The 18,039-nt window shown below is 68.0% G+C and carries 13 protein-coding genes and 2 rRNA genes (1 of these 15 only partly in view); 9 read left to right on the top strand and 6 right to left on the bottom strand.

Annotation, left to right across the window (positions count from 1 at the left end):
- Together OOK40_RS01535 and rrf are read left to right on the top strand one after the other, a co-directional pair.
- Positions 1 to 2,305: ribosomal RNA gene (locus OOK40_RS01535) — 23S ribosomal RNA — on the top strand (it extends 819 nt beyond the left edge of the window).
- Between the two features lie 94 nt (positions 2,306 to 2,399).
- A 5S ribosomal RNA gene (gene rrf, locus OOK40_RS01540) occupies positions 2,400 to 2,516 on the top strand.
- A gap of 80 nt (positions 2,517 to 2,596) precedes the next feature.
- On the opposite strand, the gene OOK40_RS01545 is transcribed toward rrf, so the two are convergent.
- Genes OOK40_RS01545 through OOK40_RS01565 form a run of 5 tightly spaced genes read right to left on the bottom strand, consistent with a single transcriptional unit; the run spans position 2,597 to position 8,012 of the window.
- The gene (locus tag OOK40_RS01545) at positions 2,597 to 3,907 is read right to left on the bottom strand and encodes a DUF58 domain-containing protein (RefSeq protein WP_266475906.1); all 1,311 of its coding nucleotides are present in this window, start codon (positions 3,905 to 3,907) and stop codon (positions 2,597 to 2,599) included.
- A gap of 11 nt (positions 3,908 to 3,918) precedes the next feature.
- Positions 3,919 to 4,902, bottom strand: coding sequence for a MoxR family ATPase (locus OOK40_RS01550; RefSeq protein WP_266475907.1), 984 nt, complete (start codon positions 4,900 to 4,902; stop codon positions 3,919 to 3,921).
- Positions 4,899 to 6,098, bottom strand: coding sequence for a DUF4350 domain-containing protein (locus OOK40_RS01555; RefSeq protein WP_266475909.1), 1,200 nt, complete (start codon positions 6,096 to 6,098; stop codon positions 4,899 to 4,901). Before OOK40_RS01555 ends, OOK40_RS01550 begins: the two co-directional genes overlap by 4 nt.
- Positions 6,095 to 6,763: a DUF4129 domain-containing protein gene (locus OOK40_RS01560; protein ID WP_266478726.1), complete on the bottom strand. Its 669-nt coding sequence runs from the start codon at positions 6,761 to 6,763 to the stop codon at positions 6,095 to 6,097. The genes OOK40_RS01555 and OOK40_RS01560 overlap by 4 nt, the downstream gene beginning before the upstream one ends.
- A gap of 25 nt (positions 6,764 to 6,788) precedes the next feature.
- Positions 6,789 to 8,012: a hypothetical protein gene (locus tag OOK40_RS01565; RefSeq protein ID WP_266475910.1), complete on the bottom strand. Its 1,224-nt coding sequence runs from the start codon at positions 8,010 to 8,012 to the stop codon at positions 6,789 to 6,791.
- Between the two features lie 182 nt (positions 8,013 to 8,194).
- Between OOK40_RS01565 and mtnA the strand changes: the two genes are divergently transcribed.
- The 7 genes from mtnA (at position 8,195) to OOK40_RS01600 (ending at position 16,748) form a co-directional block, all read left to right on the top strand.
- On the top strand, positions 8,195 to 9,340 hold the full coding sequence (mtnA, locus tag OOK40_RS01570) for an S-methyl-5-thioribose-1-phosphate isomerase (protein WP_266475911.1): 1,146 nt from the start codon (positions 8,195 to 8,197) through the stop codon (positions 9,338 to 9,340).
- Between the two features lie 4 nt (positions 9,341 to 9,344).
- The gene (gene mtrA, locus OOK40_RS01575; RefSeq protein WP_007448372.1) at positions 9,345 to 10,034 is read left to right on the top strand and encodes a two-component system response regulator MtrA; all 690 of its coding nucleotides are present in this window, start codon (positions 9,345 to 9,347) and stop codon (positions 10,032 to 10,034) included.
- 1 nt (position 10,035) lies between these two features.
- Complete coding sequence (gene mtrB / locus OOK40_RS01580; RefSeq protein ID WP_266475918.1) at positions 10,036 to 12,051, top strand: MtrAB system histidine kinase MtrB; 2,016 nt, start codon at positions 10,036 to 10,038, stop codon at positions 12,049 to 12,051.
- A gap of 85 nt (positions 12,052 to 12,136) precedes the next feature.
- Positions 12,137 to 13,894 carry an LpqB family beta-propeller domain-containing protein gene (locus OOK40_RS01585; RefSeq protein ID WP_266478729.1) on the top strand — a complete coding sequence of 586 codons (1,758 nt, stop codon included), beginning with the start codon at positions 12,137 to 12,139 and terminating at the stop codon, positions 13,892 to 13,894.
- 151 nt (positions 13,895 to 14,045) lie between these two features.
- Positions 14,046 to 14,771 carry a ComF family protein gene (locus OOK40_RS01590; protein ID WP_266478732.1) on the top strand — a complete coding sequence of 242 codons (726 nt, stop codon included), beginning with the start codon at positions 14,046 to 14,048 and terminating at the stop codon, positions 14,769 to 14,771.
- A 333-nt stretch (positions 14,772 to 15,104) separates the two neighbouring features.
- A complete protein-coding gene (gene raiA / locus OOK40_RS01595) occupies positions 15,105 to 15,794 on the top strand; it encodes a ribosome-associated translation inhibitor RaiA (RefSeq protein WP_266475919.1) in 690 nt (229 codons plus the stop codon).
- A gap of 192 nt (positions 15,795 to 15,986) precedes the next feature.
- On the top strand, positions 15,987 to 16,748 hold the full coding sequence (locus OOK40_RS01600) for a response regulator transcription factor (RefSeq protein ID WP_266475920.1): 762 nt from the start codon (positions 15,987 to 15,989) through the stop codon (positions 16,746 to 16,748).
- Positions 16,749 to 16,803: 55 nt separating this feature from the next.
- On the opposite strand, the gene OOK40_RS01605 is transcribed toward OOK40_RS01600, so the two are convergent.
- Positions 16,804 to 17,967: a winged helix-turn-helix domain-containing protein gene (locus tag OOK40_RS01605; RefSeq protein WP_266475921.1), complete on the bottom strand. Its 1,164-nt coding sequence runs from the start codon at positions 17,965 to 17,967 to the stop codon at positions 16,804 to 16,806.
- Between the last annotated feature and the right edge of the window lie 72 nt (positions 17,968 to 18,039).

The following is an 18,039-nucleotide window of genomic DNA, read 5'->3' on the forward strand; positions in this document are numbered from 1 at the left end:
AAGACTTCGTGGAGGACCGAACCCACCAGGGTTGAAAACCTGGGGGATGACCTGTGGTTAGGGGTGAAAGGCCAATCAAACTCCGTGATAGCTGGTTCTCCCCGAAATGCATTTAGGTGCAGCGTCGTGTGTTTCTTGCCGGAGGTAGAGCACTGGATAGGCGATGGGCCCTACCGGGTTACTGACCTTAGCCAAACTCCGAATGCCGGTAAGTGAGAGCGCGGCAGTGAGACTGTGGGGGATAAGCTCCATGGTCGAGAGGGAAACAGCCCAGAGCATCGACTAAGGCCCCTAAGCGTACGCTAAGTGGGAAAGGATGTGGAGTCGCAGAGACAACCAGGAGGTTGGCTTAGAAGCAGCCACCCTTGAAAGAGTGCGTAATAGCTCACTGGTCAAGTGATTCCGCGCCGACAATGTAGCGGGGCTCAAGCGTACCGCCGAAGTCGTGTCATTCCAGCATGAGGGCCAACGCCCGCTGGGATGGGTAGGGGAGCGTCGTGTGCCGGGTGAAGCCGCCGCGTAAGCGAGTGGTGGACGGTACACGAGTGAGAATGCAGGCATGAGTAGCGATACACACGTGAGAAACGTGTGCGCCGATTGACTAAGGGTTCCTGGGTCAAGCTGATCTGCCCAGGGTAAGTCGGGACCTAAGGCGAGGCCGACAGGCGTAGTCGATGGACAACCGGTTGATATTCCGGTACCCGCTTTGAAACGCCCAGTACTGAACCCATTAATGCTAAGGCCGTGAAGCCGTCCTGGAGCCTTCGGGCAAAGGGGAGTGGTGGAGCCGCCGGCCCAAGGTGGTAGTAGGTAAGCGATGGGGTGACGCAGGAAGGTAGTCCAGCCCGGGCGGTGGTTGTCCCGGGGTAAGGGTGTAGGCCGTGTGGCAGGCAAATCCGTCACACATTGAGGCTGAGACCTGATGCCGAGCCGATTGTGGTGAAGTGGATGATCCTATGCTGTCGAGAAAAGCCTCTAGCGAGTTTCATGGCGGCCCGTACCCTAAACCGACTCAGGTGGTCAGGTAGAGAATACCGAGGCGTTCGGGTGAACTATGGTTAAGGAACTCGGCAAAATGCCCCCGTAACTTCGGGAGAAGGGGGGCCATCACTGGTGAGAGGACTTGCTCCTTGAGCTGGGGGTGGCCGCAGAGACCAGCGAGAAGCGACTGTTTACTAAAAACACAGGTCCGTGCGAAGCCGTAAGGCGATGTATACGGACTGACGCCTGCCCGGTGCTGGAACGTTAAGGGGACCGGTTAGTCACATTTCGGTGTGGCGAAGCTGAGAACTTAAGCGCCAGTAAACGGCGGTGGTAACTATAACCATCCTAAGGTAGCGAAATTCCTTGTCGGGTAAGTTCCGACCTGCACGAATGGCGTAACGACTTCTCGACTGTCTCAACCATAGGCCCGGTGAAATTGCACTACGAGTAAAGATGCTCGTTTCGCGCAGCAGGACGGAAAGACCCCGGGACCTTTACTACAGTTTGATATTGGTGTTCGGTTCGGCTTGTGTAGGATAGGTGGGAGACTGTGAAGCTTGGACGCCAGTTCAGGTGGAGTCGTCGTTGAAATACCACTCTGGTCGTGCTGGATGTCTAACCTGGGTCCGTGATCCGGATCAGGGACAGTGTCTGATGGGTAGTTTAACTGGGGCGGTTGCCTCCCAAAGAGTAACGGAGGCGCCCAAAGGTTCCCTCAGCCTGGTTGGCAATCAGGTGTTGAGTGTAAGTGCACAAGGGAGCTTGACTGTGAGACCGACGGGTCGAGCAGGGACGAAAGTCGGGACTAGTGATCCGGCGGTGGCTTGTGGAAGCGCCGTCGCTCAACGGATAAAAGGTACCCCGGGGATAACAGGCTGATCTTCCCCAAGAGTCCATATCGACGGGATGGTTTGGCACCTCGATGTCGGCTCGTCGCATCCTGGGGCTGGAGTCGGTCCCAAGGGTTGGGCTGTTCGCCCATTAAAGCGGTACGCGAGCTGGGTTTAGAACGTCGTGAGACAGTTCGGTCCCTATCCGCTGTGCGCGTAGGAGTCTTGAGAAGGGCTGTCCCTAGTACGAGAGGACCGGGACGGACGAACCTCTGGTGTGCCAGTTGTCCTGCCAAGGGCATGGCTGGTTGGCTACGTTCGGAAAGGATAACCGCTGAAAGCATCTAAGCGGGAAGCCTGCTTCGAGATGAGGACTCCCACCCCCTTCGAGGGGTTAAGGCTCCCAGTAGACGACTGGGTTGATAGGCCAGATGTGGAAGCCCCGCAAGGGGTGGAGCTGACTGGTACTAATAGGCCGAGGGCTTGTCCTCAGTTGCTCGCGTCCACTGTGTCAGTTCTGAAGTAACGAACTGTCGAGTCCCCCATGGCACCGGGGGATTCCGGAATCGATATGCTTCACAGTGTTTCGGTGGTCATTGCGTTAGGGAAACGCCCGGTTACATTCCGAACCCGGAAGCTAAGCCTTTCAGCGCCGATGGTACTGCAGGGGGGACCCTGTGGGAGAGTAGGACGCCGCCGAACAATTATTGTGGGAGAGCCCCGCACCTTCTGGTGCGGGGCTTTTCTGCGTTCAGGGGCCAATACCGCCCTCCTACCCCCCGTCAGAGTCGACCGGCGGCTTTCAGCGCGAGGTAGGCATCTGCAAGGGCAGGTGCAAGATTGTCAGGGGTCGCATCGACAACGTTGACGCCATGGCGCTGGAGCTGTTCTGCCGTACGGCGGCGCTGAGCTTGAGCCTGGGTGGCAGCTGCGGCGTCGTACACCGCCTCGATCGTTCCTCGGGAAGTGGACATCTGCTGGACATGAGGGTCGGCGACCGAGGCGACGAGCACGGTGTGCCGTTGTGTGAGCTGCGGGAGAACCGGAAGCAGGCCTTCTTCGATGGGTGCGGCGTCGAGGCTCGTGAGCAGGACGATCAAGGAGCGGCGCGGGGCGCAGCTCAGGGCGGTGGCGCTGAGGCCGCGGGCATCTGTCTCGACGAGTTCCGGTTCCAGAGGAGCAAGCGCGTTGACCAGGGCGGGCAGGAGATCACCTGCGGAGCGTCCCTGGACCTGGGCTCGGACACGGCGGTCGTAGGCCAGGAGGTCCACCCGGTCGCCGGCGCGTGAGGCCAGCGCGGTGAGAAGCATTGCCGCGTCCATGGCCGCGTCGAGGCGCGGGACATCTCCGACTCGACCGGCAGATGTGCGGCCGGTGTCGAGGACGACGAGGATGTGGCGGTCGCGTTCGGGACGCCAAGTGCGCACGGCGACGGTGGTCTGGCGGGCGGTTGCTCGCCAGTCGATGGAACGGGTGTCGTCGCCGGGGACGTAGTCGCGAAGGCTGTCGAACTCGGTGCCCTGGCCGCGGATGAGGACGCTGGTGCGTCCGTCCAGCTCGCGCAGCCTGGCCAGTCTGGAGGGCAGGTGTTTGCGGCTGGTGAAGGGCGGCAGGACGCGCACGGTCCAGGGGACTTGGTGATTGCTCTGGCGGGCGGCCAGGCCCAGTGGTCCGTACGAGCGGACGGTGACGCGCTCCGCCTGGCGGTCGCCGCGGCGGGTGGGGCGAAGGATCGTGGTGATACGGCGGCGTTCGCCGGCGGGGACGGTCAACTTGTGGCGCGATGCGGCCTGTTCGGTGCCGGTGATCCAGCTGCTCGGGGGCCAGGCGTCGCGGAGGTGGGCGCGCAGGGGGCGACCGGAGGGGTTGGTGACCGTGAGGTGGACCTCGGCGCCGTCACCCAGTCGAACTGATGTATCACCACTTCGGGTGAATCGGAGCGTTCGCACTGGCGCGGCGAGGGCGTAGTCGCACAAGATTGCCAGGGAAAGAGGCGCATTCACAGCAAGCATCCCGGTCCAGCTCGGGGCCAGGATGCCCACGGGGAGAGAGCCGAGAGCGGCGAGGAGCGCGGTTCGTCCGGTGAGGGCCATGGGGCAGCTCCTCAGCGGGGGACGGGGACGTGGCTGAGGATCGCGGTGATGACGGAGTCAGTGGTGACTCCTTCCATTTCCGCTTCGGGCCGCAGCTGGATCCGGTGGCGCAGGGTGGGCAGGGCCAGGGCTTTGACATCGTCGGGGATGACGTAGTCGCGGCCGGTGAGCCAGGCCCATGCGCGGGCGGTGGAGAGTAGCGCAGTGGCGCCTCGGGGGGACACACCGAGAGTGAGTGAGGGGGACTCACGGGTGGCGCGGCAGATATCGACGACATAGCCCGCGATTTCGGCGGAGACCGAGGTCTTGGCGACGGCGGCCCTGGCGGCTTCCAGGTCAGCCGGCCCGGCGACGGGGCGTACGCCTGCAGCTTCCAGGTCGCGGGGGTTGAAGCCTTCCGCGTGACGGGTCAGGACGTTGATCTCGTCCTCGCGGCTGGGCAGCGGGACCGTGAGCTTGAGGAGGAAGCGGTCCAGTTGGGCTTCCGGAAGAGGGTAAGTGCCCTCGTACTCAACGGGGTTCTGGGTCGCGGCGACGAGGAAGGGGTCGGGCAGCGGGCGGGGTGCGCCGTCGACGGTGACCTGGCGCTCCTCCATCGCCTCCAGGAGCGAGGACTGCGTCTTGGGCGGCGTGCGGTTGATCTCGTCGGCGAGGAGGAGGTTGGTGAAGACGGGGCCGGGCTGGAAGGAGAACTCGGCGGTGCGTGCGTCGTAGACAAGAGAGCCAGTCACGTCGCTGGGCATCAGGTCGGGAGTGAACTGGACACGCTTGGTGTCGAGTTCGAGGGATGCGGCGAGGGTGCGGACCAGCAGAGTCTTGGCGACGCCCGGTACTCCTTCGAGGAGGACATGGCCGCGGCAGAGCAGGGCCACGACGAGTCCGGTGACAGCGGGATCCTGGCCGACAACGGCCTTGGCGATCTCGGTGCGCAGGGCCTCCAGGGAGGTGCGGGCGCGGTCCGAGTTCTCAGCTGTCTCGGGGGTCGGGGCGCTCATGAAGTGCGTACCTCTCTTTCGAGGGCGTCGAGTTGGTCAGCCAGATGGATGAGAGCGGTGTCGTCGGCCGGAGCCGGGCCGAAGAGCAGGCCGTTGAGGTCTCGTTCGCCGGTCCGGAGATGGGCCGAGGCAGCTGGGAGCAGGACGTCGGGGGAGTGGGCGCCGGCAGGGGGGACGCCGAGCAGCGGAGCGATGCGCGTACGGGTGGCCGAGCGCAGGGCCGCGGCCGCGCGGTCGCGGGCGTTCACCTTGCGGTAGAGGCGGGCGCGGCCCTCGGTGGACTCGGAGGCGCGGATGGCGACGGGAAGCCGTTCGGTGACGAGGGGGCCCAGCCGGCGGGCGCGCCAGATCGCCGCCAGGACGGCGGCGACGGCGAGCTGGAGTGTCCCCCAGAGCCAGCCGGAGGGAATCAGGTCGAGGAACGTGCTGTCGGTGTCGCCGTCGGTGCTGTCTTGTGCGGCGGAGGTGTCGCCGAGCGAAGGGAGGTACCAGACCAAATGGCTTCGCGAGCCGAGGAGTTGCAGGGCGAGGGAGGCGTTGCCGTGCTTGTCCAGACGGTGGTTGTAGAGGATGTCGGGGGAGCCGAGCAGGACGGTGTCGCCGTTGCCGGTTTCGTCGATCCTGAGGAGTGTGGGCAGGCCGTCGCTCGGGTAGCAGCTGTCGGCGCCGGGCCTCTCGGTGGCGTACCGCTCACCGCCGAGCTCTGCGTTGCCCGCGCTGCGGGCAGCGGGGAGGGAACACTGGGGGGTGCGTGCCGAGACGGAGGCCGTGGCCTCGCTGTGGACGCCGGGGGCCAGGGTGCCGAGCGACGCGGGTCCGGCGGCGAGGAGAACCGTGCGCCCGCCGGAGTCGGCCATCGCGGCGTGGAGCGTTGCTTGCTGAGGTTCCGTCAGCAGGTCGGGGACGGTGACGAGAAGAGTGGTGTCGGGTCCGCCGGCAGTGGCCGCCTCGTCGAGGGTGGTGACCACGCGGGTGGAGACGCCGCGGTCCTTGAGGAGTTCGGCGACGGCGCGGCTGCCGTAGCGGTCGGCGGATCGGGGGTCGAGACGGCCGTGCTGGTCCCCGGAGCGCAGGGCGGCCATGGCGATCCCGGCTGCGACGAGGATGACAAGTGCGAGCAGGAGACCACGAGTTCGGGACCACACCTGGCGCTTCGTCGGGGCCATGGAGGTGGAGCTGACGGAAGCCGCGGTCATTCGGCTGCTCCCTGGGCCGCGCCGCTCAGTTGGGGCTTTGTGCGCTCCAGTTCAAGGTCGAGATCACGCAGACGCAGATATGCCTGCCGGTCGGCGGTCCGGCCGCCGTATGTGACGTCGTCGAACTCCCTGGCGGCGGCGCGGAGTCCGTCGGACTGGGCGGGGAGGGAACGTCCGGCCTCGGCGGCGGCCTCGTCCGCGGTGCGGCCGGGGCGCGGGTCGAGGAGGGTTCGTTCCTCCAGGGAACGGACGATGGCCCGCATGCGTTCCTGGACGGCCTGGTTCCAGCGTCCGGCGGCTGCGTGGGCCTCGGCGGCTGTGCGGTGCTCGGACGCGCTGCGTGGGCTGTCGTCGAAGAGGGAGTCCGCGGAGCCGTGGGTGCGCCGGGGCGTGCCCAGACGCCACCAGAGGGCGGCAATCAGGACGACCACGACCAGGACGACCACGAGGAGTCCGAGCGGGCCGCCGGGAGTGGCGCCGGAGGCGGAGTCGAAGAGACCGCCGACCCAGTCCCAGAAGCGGTCGAGGGCGCGCTGGAGCAGGCTCGGGTCGTTCTCGTGGTACATCGGCTTGGACAGTTCCCGCTCCGCCGCCTCCCGCGCGGGGATACGCGGAGTGTCCACCGGTACGTCGTCGCTCGCGCGGATCAGTAGCCGCGCCCTCATCACGCCCCCCGTGGTGGACACCGCATCAGCTCCTGGAGGCGTTGTGGCCCGACGGCTCGGAGCCGTAGCCGGGGACGCCTGCGGCCCGTGCGAGTTCCAGGTCGAGAGCTTCGCGGCGGATGCGCTGGTCGACGTAGAGGAGGACCGTCACGCCGGCGGAGATCGGGTAGGTGATGGAGGATGCGATCACCGAGCCGATGCCGGTGATGATCAGGAACGGCCATCCGAAGTCGGGGCTGTTTCCGGCGAAGAGGTCGCTGAACCCGCTGCCGTCCACGGCGAACGCGATCACCGTGAACGGCACAGCGATGATCATCGAAACCAGCAGTGTCAGCAGCAGCGTGAGTACGACGATGCCGAAGGTCCGCCACCAGGCGCCCTGCACCAGTTTGGCCGAGCGGCGCAGGGAGGCGATGACGCCCTGGCGCTCAAGCATCAGCGCGGGAGAAGCGAGGGCGAACCGGATCATCAGCCAGAGGACGACCCCGCAGGCCCCGAGGCCTGCGAGCACGGCGAGCGCGATTCCACCTCCGCCCCCGAGCAGCAGTCCGGGCAGAATCGCCACGGTCATGATTGCTGCGCCCATCAGGGGCAACAGCAGGGTCAGGCCCAGCAGTTGAGGAAGCCGGGGCCGTGCCTCCTGCCAGGCCTCGGAGAGCGTCACCGGGCGGCCGAGCACGGAGCGGCTGATCACTATGGTGAGAAGTGCCGTGGTGAAGAGGGTCGCGATCATGGTGATGATCAGCGCCGGGCCCATGGCGAGCAGACTGGCCTGGAGCGAGTCCACGGACTGCCTCAGGGCCTCCGAGGGCGTCGCGTCCGGATTGACCTCGGGCGGGTCGGGCAGCAGGTAGCGCTCGACGAGGATGTTGCAGATCTGGGAGACCACCGAGACGGTGATCGTGATGCCCAGCACCGTGCGCCAGTGGGCGCGCAGCGTGGAAACAGCGCCGTCGAGGATCTCGCCGACCCCCAGGGGGCGCAGCGGGATGACACCGGGCTTGGCCGCGGCCGGTGGCCTGCCCCAGCTGCCGCGCGGCTGTTCGCCCCAGCCCGGGGCGGGCGGGGGTACGGGGATGCGGTCGGCACCCGGGGCGGTCGGCGCGGACCACCGGCCCGGAGGCGGCTGCTCGGTGGACCACTTCGAGGCGGGGCCGCTCTCTCCGGCAGGCTCGGCAGGCCGCGGAACGCCGGCGTGCCCGTCGGAGGGAGCAGATCCGGGCGAGGCCCAGCCCGGAGTGTCGTTCACGGTCGTCCACCTCATGGATTGGTCGCGGGACCGGCTCGCCGAGCCGGTGCGTTCACGGTGCCTGTCCCCTTGGCGGGACGGCAGGTTGGTGGCCATCGTGCCACGCGTCGCCCGCGGGTGGGCGGGGGCCCGTATCTCCTGCGCACCTTCATTGTCGGTGGCTCACCGGGCAGACTGGGCGGATGGCTGATCAGTACGTACAAAACCCGGCTGGTACCGAGCCGCCCCCGCTTCCGGCGCTGCGGTGGGACGAGCCGCCGGAAGGGCCTGTACTGGTACTGCTCGACCAGACCCGGCTGCCCGCCGACGAGGTCGAGCTCGTCTGTACCGATGTGCCGGCCCTGGTGCTGGCGATCCAGACGCTCGCCGTGCGCGGGGCACCGCTGCTGGGTATCGCCGGGGCCTATGGGGTGGCCCTCGCGGCCGTGCGGGGCTACGACGTGGAAGAGTCGGCTGAGCTGCTGGAACGGGCGCGGCCCACCGCGGTGAATCTCGGGTACGGCGTACGGCGTGCAGTGGCCGCATACCGCATGGCGGTGGACAAGGGGGCGGACGCCGAGCAGGCCGCGCAGGCGGCGCTCTCCACTGCCAAGGCGCTCCATCAGGAGGATGCCGAGGCCAGTGGCCGGATGGCTGAGCACGGCCTGGTGCTGCTCGACGAGCTGCTGCCGGGCGGCGGTCACCGGATCCTGACCCACTGCAATACCGGGGCGCTGGTCTCCGGCGGGGAGGGCACCGCGTTCGCCGTGGCGCTCAGGGCGCACCGCGCGGGACGGCTGCGGAGGCTGTGGGTCGACGAGACGCGACCGCTGCTGCAGGGGGCCCGGCTGACCGCCTATGAGGCGGCGCGGACCGGAATGCCGTACACATTGCTCACGGACAATGCCGCAGGGTCGCTGTTCGCGGCGGGGGAGGTTGATGCGGTATTGATCGGAGCCGACAGGATCGCCGCCGACGGAGCGGTGGCGAACAAGGTGGGGAGCTATCCGCTGGCGGTGCTGGCGAAGTACCACCATGTGCCGTTCATCGTGGTCGCGCCGACGACGACGATCGATCGGAGCACGCCGGACGGGGCCTCGATAGAGGTGGAGCAACGGCCTGGGCAGGAGGTGACCGAGGTCACAGCGCCGCAGATCGCGGTGGCTGGGGGAGTAGGTGGCGGGCTGTCGGTGGCGCCGCTGGGAACCCAGGCGTACAACCCGGCGTTTGATGTCACACCGCCGGATCTGGTGACGGCGATCGTCACCGAGCAGGGAACATTGTCCCCGGTCACCGGGGGCGGAATTGCGGAGCTGTGGGCCAGGTCACGCCAGGTAACGATTAGCTAATGGGATGATGTCGATTATGAAGGGACGAGTCCTTGTCGTCGACGACGACACCGCACTGGCCGAGATGCTCGGGATTGTGCTGCGTGGTGAAGGTTTCGAGCCGTCGTTCGTAGCGGACGGTGACAAGGCACTTGCCGCTTTCCGTGAGGCCAAACCCGATCTTGTACTGCTGGATCTCATGCTGCCCGGACGGGACGGCATCGAGGTGTGCAGGCTGATCAGGGCAGAGTCCGGCGTGCCGATCGTGATGCTCACGGCCAAGAGCGACACCGTGGATGTGGTGGTGGGCCTGGAATCCGGGGCCGATGACTACATCGTCAAACCGTTCAAGCCGAAGGAGCTGGTCGCCCGGATCCGGGCGCGTCTGAGGAGGTCGGAGGAGCCTGCGCCGGAGCAGCTGACGATCGGGGATCTGGTCATTGATGTGGCCGGACACTCCGTGAAGCGGGAGGGGCAGTCGATCGCCCTGACTCCGCTCGAGTTCGATCTGCTGGTGGCACTCGCACGCAAGCCGTGGCAGGTGTTCACCCGCGAGGTGCTGCTGGAGCAGGTGTGGGGCTATCGCCATGCCGCCGACACCAGGCTGGTCAATGTGCACGTACAGCGGTTGCGCTCAAAGGTCGAGAAGGACCCTGAGCGTCCGGAGATCGTCGTGACCGTCCGTGGTGTCGGTTACAAGGCCGGGCCGAGCTGACATGTCCCGAGGCAGCGTTGCTCCGAAGCCCGGTGAGCCGGGAGTCCGTACGGGGCGGGCTGCCGGACCGGGGAATGAGCCCTCGCGATTCGGCCGTCTGCTCCAGGGGGGACGGCTGCCCTCGGGCAGCGCGCCGGGGGGCCCGGTTCTTCGGCTCTTGATGCGCTGGGTGCGCCGTCCGCTACTGCCCGCTGTGCGGCTGTGGCGGCGGAACATCCAGCTCAGGGTGGTTGCGAGCACGCTGCTGATGTCGCTCGGCGTGGTGGTGCTGCTGGGCTTCGTCGTCATCGGCCAGGTGCGCAACGGTCTGCTGGACGCCAAGGACAAGGCTGCCCAGAGCCAGGCGGCCGGCGGCTTCGCCGTGGCGCGCGAGAAGGCGAACCTGCTCAACGGTCCGGGAAGCGGGCGCAACGGCGCCGCCGCGGACGGCAGGACCGCGGGGAGCTCCTGGCGGTCCGATCTGGTGCAGCAGCTCTCCAGCGGCGGGCAGGGCGCGTTCCACGTGGTGGCGCTCAGCGCCGACTCCGAGGACGCGGGCCGCGGGCCGCGGACCTCGGGGAGCGTAGCTTTCGAGAGCATTCCCGAAGACCTGCGGAACGCGGTCGACCAGGGGACCGGTACGTACGAGACGTACATGCAGATCAAGTACAACAACGAGCACGAGCCCGAGCCCGGCCTGGTCGTCGGTACGCGACTCAACGACATCGAGGGCAATCCGTACGAGCTCTACTACCTCTTCCCGCTGGCGCAGGAGGAGCAGTCGCTCAACCTCGTCAGAGGAACCCTCGCCACGGCCGGGCTGTTCGTCGTCGTCCTGCTGGGAGCCATCGCCTGGCTGGTGGTGCGGCAGATCGTGACGCCTGTGCGGATGGCCGCGGGGATCGCCGAGCGGCTTTCCGCCGGCCGCCTCCAGGAGCGGATGAAGGTCACAGGCGAGGACGACATCGCCCGCCTGGGCGAGGCGTTCAACAAGATGGCGCAGAACCTCCAGCTCAAGATCCAGCAGCTGGAGGAGCTGTCCCGGATGCAGCGCCGCTTCGTGTCGGATGTGTCGCACGAGCTGCGTACGCCGCTGACGACCGTACGGATGGCGGCCGATGTCATTCATGAGGCGCGGGCCGACTTCGATCCGGTGACGGCGCGTTCGGCGGAGCTTCTCGGGGATCAGCTCGACCGTTTCGAGTCGCTGCTCTCCGATCTGCTGGAGATCAGCCGCTTCGACGCGGGTGCGGCGGCGCTGGAGGCGGAGCCGATAGATCTGCGCGAGGTGGTACGGCGGGTGATCGGCGGCGCCGAGCCGCTGGCCGAGCGCAAGGGCACCCGGATACGCGTGATCGGCGACGAGCAGCCGGTGGTGGCCGAGGCCGATGCCCGGCGTGTGGAGCGTGTGCTGCGCAACCTGGTCGTTAACGCCGTGGAGCACGGGGAGGGCCGGGACGTGGTGGTGCGGATGGCGGTCGCAGGCGGGGCCGTAGCGGTTGCCGTGCGCGACTACGGAGTGGGGCTGAAGCCGGGGGAGGCGACCCGGGTCTTCAACCGCTTCTGGCGGGCCGATCCGGCGCGGGCCCGTACGACGGGCGGCACAGGCCTCGGTCTGTCCATCGCCGTCGAGGACGCCCGGCTGCACGGCGGCTGGCTGCAGGCGTGGGGCGAGCCCGGTGGGGGCTCGCAGTTCCGGCTGACCCTGCCGCGTACGGCGGACGAGCCGCTGCGCGGTTCGCCGATACCCCTGGAGCCGGAGGATTCGCGGCAGAACCGCGAGCGCGGCGATTCCACTGCCCCTCAGACGAACGGGCACCGGTTGTCGGCCGTGCCCACGCAGCCCGTGACCGACCGCTCGGCCCTGCCCGTGCCGCCGCGTGCTCCGGTGCCGCCCCCTTCGGCCCCGGCGGGTGTGGACCCGGCGGCGCTGCCGGGCAACGGTGCGCGGGTGGTGGCACGACCGGCGGGGGAGCGGCGTGGTGACGCGGCAGCACAGGTTTCTTCGGACCGGGAGGACACGACCCGTGGGCGCTGACCCCCGACGCGACAGCCGCCGAGGCGCGCTCAAGGCTTCCGCTCTGCTCGGCTGCAGCGGTGTGCTGCTGGCGGGGTGCGCCTCGATGCCCGACAGCGGTGACATCCATGCGGTGAAGGCGTCCCAGCGTGCGGATTCGCAGGTGCGCGTGTACGCGGTGCCGCCGCGGAAGGGCGCCAGTCCGATCGAGGTCGTCACGGGCTTCCTGGAGGCGATGACCAGCGACGACACGGACTTCGCCATCGCCCGGACGTATCTGATGCCGGAGACCTCCAAAAAGTGGCGGCCGGACGCGGGCACCACGGTGCTGTCCGCCGCGCCCGGCTACGGGCAGGCCATCACCGGTGGCCGGGACAACCCGGGCGTCGACTATCCGCTCTTGGGCACGCAGATCGCCGCGGTGGACCCGCAGCATGCCTATCAGGCGGTTTCTCCCACGCCGTACAGCCGGACGATTCACCTGTCCCTGCAGGCCGGGCCGGAAGGCAAGGAGTGGCGGATCGACAGTCTGCCGCCGGGGCTGGTGCTCGGCGCGTCCGACTTCCGGCGCAACTACATCTCGGTCAACAAGTACTACTTCGCCTCGGGGCAGGCCTCCACGCCGGTGGCCGACCCGGTCTACATCCGCCAGCGGCTCGATCCGGTGACCCGGATGGACCCGGTAACCCAGTCGGTCAAGGCGCTGCTCGACGGTCCGACGAACTGGCTGAAGCCTGTGGTCGAGTCGCCCTTCCCGACCGGTACGACGCTGAAGAAGGGCACCAAGTCGCTGGCGTTCGACGACCGGAATGCGCTGAAGGTGCCACTCAACGAGAAGGCGTCCAATGTGGGCCGCCTGCAGTGTTCGAGGATGGCGGCGCAGATTCTGTTCACCCTGAAGGATCTGACGTCCACCAGGGTCGAGCAGGTGGAGCTGCAGCGTGCGGACGGCTCGCAGTTGTGCGTGGTCAACAGCAGCCAGGCCGAGGGGTACGCACGGGACCATGTCTCGGGCCAGTCGATGAACCAGTACTTCGTCGACAGCAAGAACCAGCTGGCGCTGCTGTCGGGCTCCGCCAGGGACATAAGCGAGCCGGAGAATGTGCTCGGCCCGTTCGGCAACGGCCGGCTGCAGATGAGCCTGGTCGGTGTGGCTCGCGACGAGCGCACCGCGGCGGCCGTCTCGAAGGACTACAGCAGCCTTTACGTGTCGTCCCTCATGGCGGACAGCGCGCTGGGCCAGCCGCTGCTCCGGAGCCACGGCGACAGCCCCGCGAACCGTCTTTCGGCGCCCAGCTGGGACGGCCGGAACGATCTGTGGGTCGCCGACCGCGATCCTCGTCATCCGGCGCTCATGCGCCTGGCGCGCGGCGCGGGTGCTCCGCAGAACGTCAAGATCGTCCCAGGGCTGGACGGCGCACGGATCGAGGCGGTCAGGGTCTCGGCCGACGGTGTGCGCATCGCGCTGCTGCTGACCAAGGACGGCAGGACCACGCTGAAGATCGGGCGTGTGGAGCGCCACGGCCCCACGGCCAACCCGGTGGTCTCCGTCGCGGAACTGCGGCCCGCCGCACCACAGATGGAGACGGTCACGGCCGTTTCCTGGGCGGGGCCCAGCAGGCTCGTGGTGGTCGGCAAGGAGTCCGGCGGAGTCCAGCAGGTGCGGTACATGCAGACGGACGGCTCGAGTTCGGACACGAGCGTGCTGCCGGGTCTGAACCGCGTGAAGGCGGTCGCCGCGTCCGACGACGAGAGCGCCCCGCTGGTGGCGTACTCGGAGGACGACGGCATCGTGAAGCTGCCGCCGGGCGCGAACTGGCAGACGCTCGTCAAGAAGGGCTCGTCGCCGGTCTACCCGGGGTAGCCGGGCGAAAGACGGCGTCGGGACCGGCCGCAGCGGCCGGAAAGGGCCTCTGAGACGCCCCGGCGGGCCTGCGGAGGGCCTGCCGGGCTGTCCCGGACAGAGTTGTCCACAGGGGTGGCACGGCGCTCCAGCCGTGGGCACAGTGGTTGCCATGCGGGGCTGGTGGCGGGAGATCTCCGGTCTGGTGCTGCCGGTCGCCTGCGGCGGCTGCGGTAGTCCTCGTACGCCGCTGTGCGAGGAGTGCGCCCTGGCGCTGTACGGCACCGCGGCGCGCAGGGCGAGGCCCGTGCCCGAGCCCGCGGGCCTGCCGGTGGTGCATGCCGCCGCTCCGTATGCCGATGCGGTGCGTGCCGTGCTGCTGGCGCACAAGGAGCGGGGTGCGCTGGGGCTGGCCCGGCCGCTGGGTGTCGCGCTCGCCGGGGCGGTGCGGGGCGCGGTGGCGTCGGCCGATCGGGGGACTGGTCCCCTGCTGCTCGTACCGGTGCCGTCGGCGCGGCGTGCGGTCCGGGCGCGGGGGCACGACGCGGCGCGGCGGATGGCGCTGGCCGCCGCGGGCGAGCTGCGGCGGACGGGGACGGAGGCCAGGGTGCTCCCCGTGCTGCGGCAGCGGCGGGAAGTGGCCGACCAGTCGGGTCTCACGGCCCGTATGCGGGTGGAGAATCTGGCGGGGGCCCTGGCGGTCGCCGCCGGAGGCGGACGGCTTCTGGAGGGCGGCAGGGTGGTTCTGGTGGACGACCTCATGACCACCGGGGCTTCGCTGACCGAGGCGGCGCGGGCGCTGCGGGCGGCCTCCGGGATGCGATTTCCCGGACTTCTGCAGCTGAGCGCTGCGGTGGTCGCAGTCCCACCGCTGTCTTTCGAAAAAAACCGGAACTGACCGAGAACTTGCATCGTTGCAGGTAGTGAGAGACGAAAAGCTCCTGAATGGAGGTACGCGCTGGTAGCGGGTGCCGACACCCGTCCGAGCGAGCTATGTTCGGTTGTGAGGAATGGCGATTGCCGTACCGCACCGAATGATGGGCCGCGCTTCGGGCCAGGGATTCGAGGAAGCCAATACCTCGAAGGTGGGTGGGGTTGGGATCTTGTCGACTGGGGAGGAGGAGGTGAAAGTCGCCAAGTCCGAGACTTCGGTGATCACCGGAGTCTGGTGCAAGAGGGAGAGGCTCCGCAGCCAGCGAGCGGACGGAGCTATCCGGGAACGGAGTTCTGCGTGGACATCGTCGTCAAGGGCCGCAAGACCGAGGTGCCCGAGCGGTTCCGCAAGCACGTGGCCGAGAAGCTGAAGCTGGAGAAGATCCAGAAGCTCGACGGCAAGGTGATCAGCCTGGACGTCGAGGTGTCCAAGGAGCACAACCCGCGGCAGGCCGACCGTTCCGACCGTGTGGAGATCACTCTCCACTCCCGAGGCCCGGTGATCCGGGCGGAGGCCGCAGCCGGCGACCCGTACGCAGCGCTCGACCTCGCCACCGGCAAGTTGGAGGCCCGGCTGCGCAAGCAGCACGAGAAGCGCCACAACCGCCGTGGAAACGGCCGGATTTCGGCCTCCGAGGTGGCCGACGTCGTCCCCGGCGTCGCCGAGTTGAACGCCAATGGCCGGCCCCTCGGCGAAGAGACGCCCCCGTCCATTCCCACCACCAGGATCGGCTCGCTCGAAATCCAGGGCGAGGGACCGCTGGTGGTCCGCGAGAAGGTCCACACCGCAGCACCGATGACGCTCGACCAGGCTCTCTACGAGATGGAACTGGTCGGGCACGACTTCTACCTCTTCGTCGACTCCGAGACGAAGCAGCCCAGTGTCGTCTACCGACGGCACGCCTATGACTATGGCGTCATCCACCTGGAGACCGACCCGCTGGCCGGATCCGAGGCGGGCGGTGCCGGAGGTGCGCTCGGCGGCTGAGAGCCGTCAGGCAGGTCGGTGGTGCCCCTGGAGTGCAACGTGCGCCCCCAGGGGCACCACCGTGCGACCACAGGATCACCGCTCTGTCGTCCGGGCATGAAAGCATGGCGTCCCAGGCCAACCGATGCACTCCGCAATGACGTTGGCGGACCAGACATGATCTTCAGGCCGCGGCCTTCAGGGGGAGGAACGATGGCGGACAGCTTCGGGCCGGTTCATGACGACTCGGGCGACGCGGGTGACGACGGCTCCACAGTCGCCGAAGGCGGCGCGGACCAGGGTGGTTCCCGCAAGGAGCCCATCCGGGTTCTTGTGGTGGACGATCACGCCCTGTTCCGGCGGGGGCTGGAGATCGTCCTCGCGCAGGAGGAGGACATCCAGGTCGTGGGCGAGGCGGGCGACGGCGCCGAGGCGGTCGACAAGGCCGCTGACCTCCTGCCCGACATCGTGCTGATGGATGTGCGGATGCCCAAGCGCGGCGGCATCGAAGCCTGTACGTCCATCAAGGAGGTGGCTCCCAGCGCGAAGATCATCATGCTGACGATCAGCGACGAGGAGGCCGATCTCTACGACGCGATCAAGGCGGGCGCCACCGGCTATCTCCTCAAGGAGATCTCCACCGACGAGGTGGCCACGGCGATCCGCGCGGTGGCCGACGGGCAGTCGCAGATCAGCCCGTCCATGGCGTCCAAGCTGCTGACCGAGTTCAAGTCGATGATCCAGCGCACCGACGAGCGCAGGCTGGTGCCCGCGCCCCGGCTGACCGAGCGGGAGCTGGAAGTGCTCAAGCTGGTTGCCACGGGGATGAACAACCGGGATATCGCCAAGGAGTTGTTCATTTCCGAGAACACGGTGAAGAACCACGTCCGCAACATCCTGGAGAAGCTGCAGCTGCACTCCAGGATGGAGGCCGTGGTCTACGCGATGCGGGAGAAGATCCTCGAGATTCGGTAATGATCACCGACGGCGATCACCGGTACGGATGGCCGGTAGTGATCACCGGTGGCGCTCACGAGACAGCCTTGACCAGGTCCGCGGTCAGCTCGGCACGGTCGACCCGTTCGATGCGTACCGCATCGCAGCCGACCCACTGAGCGGCCTCGCGCAGCGCCTGGGCCATGGGTGCCACCGCCTTCGCGCCGTCCAGCGACACCTGGCGTGCCACCAGCGTCGTGCCCTCGCGGGCCGGGTCGACGCGCCCCAGCAGCTTTCCGCCCGACAGCAACGGCATCGCGAAGTAGCCGTACACCCGCTTCGGCTTGGGGACATACGCCTCGAGGCGGTGGGAGAAGCCGAAGATCCGCTCGGTGCGTGCCCGTTCCCAGATGAGAGAGTCGAACGGTGAGAGCAGGGTCGTACGATGTCGGCCGCGCGGCTCGGAGGCGAGCGCCTGCGGGTCCGCCCAGGCGGGCTTGGACCAGCCCTCGACCGTGACCGGGACCAGCCCCGAGTCCGCCACCACGGCATCGAACTGCTCGCCCTTGAGGCGGTGGTAGTCCGCGATGTCCGCGCGGGTGCCGACACCGAGCGACTCTCCTGCGAGCCGGACGAGCCGGCGCAGGCACTCCGTGTCGCCCAGCTCGTCGTGGAGAAGATCATCGGGGATGGCTCGCTCGGCGAGGTCGTACACCCGCTTCCAGCTGCGCCGCTCGGTGCACACCACCTCGCCGTACATCAGCGCGCGCTCGACGGCGACCTTAGACTCCGACCAGTCCCACCACTCGCCGCCGTTCTTCGCGCCGCCCAACTCCGTCGCGGTGAGCGGGCCTTCGGCGCGCAGCTGCTTGATCACCGTGTCGTAGGCGCCGTCCGGAAGGTCATGGCCCCAGTGCGGGCGGGCGCGGTAGCTGCGGCGGCGGAAGGCGAAGTGGGGCCACTCCTCGACGGGCAGAATGCAGGCGGCGTGCGACCAGTACTCGAAGCTGTGGCCCTCGGTCCAGTACGCGTCCTCGACCGTCTTGCGGCCCACCGCGCCAAGGCGGGCGTACGGAATCAGCTCGTGCGAGCGCGCCAGTACCGAGATCGTGTCCAGCTGGACGGCGCCGAGGTGACGCAGCACACCCCGTACCCCGCCGCGCCGGTCGGGCGCGCCCAGGAACCCTTGGGCGCGCAGGGCTATGCGGCGCGCTTCGTCGGCGGACAGTTCGGCGGTGGGTGGCGGCACACTGGTCATGGTCCGCACCCTAGACGGCGGCACTGACAATCGGTCCGGGCCGCAGGTCCCGGCCGCCGCACCCGCATGCCC

This window comes from Streptomyces sp. NBC_01481 (assembly GCF_026339995.1).
Lineage (GTDB): Bacteria > Actinomycetota > Actinomycetes > Streptomycetales > Streptomycetaceae > Streptomyces.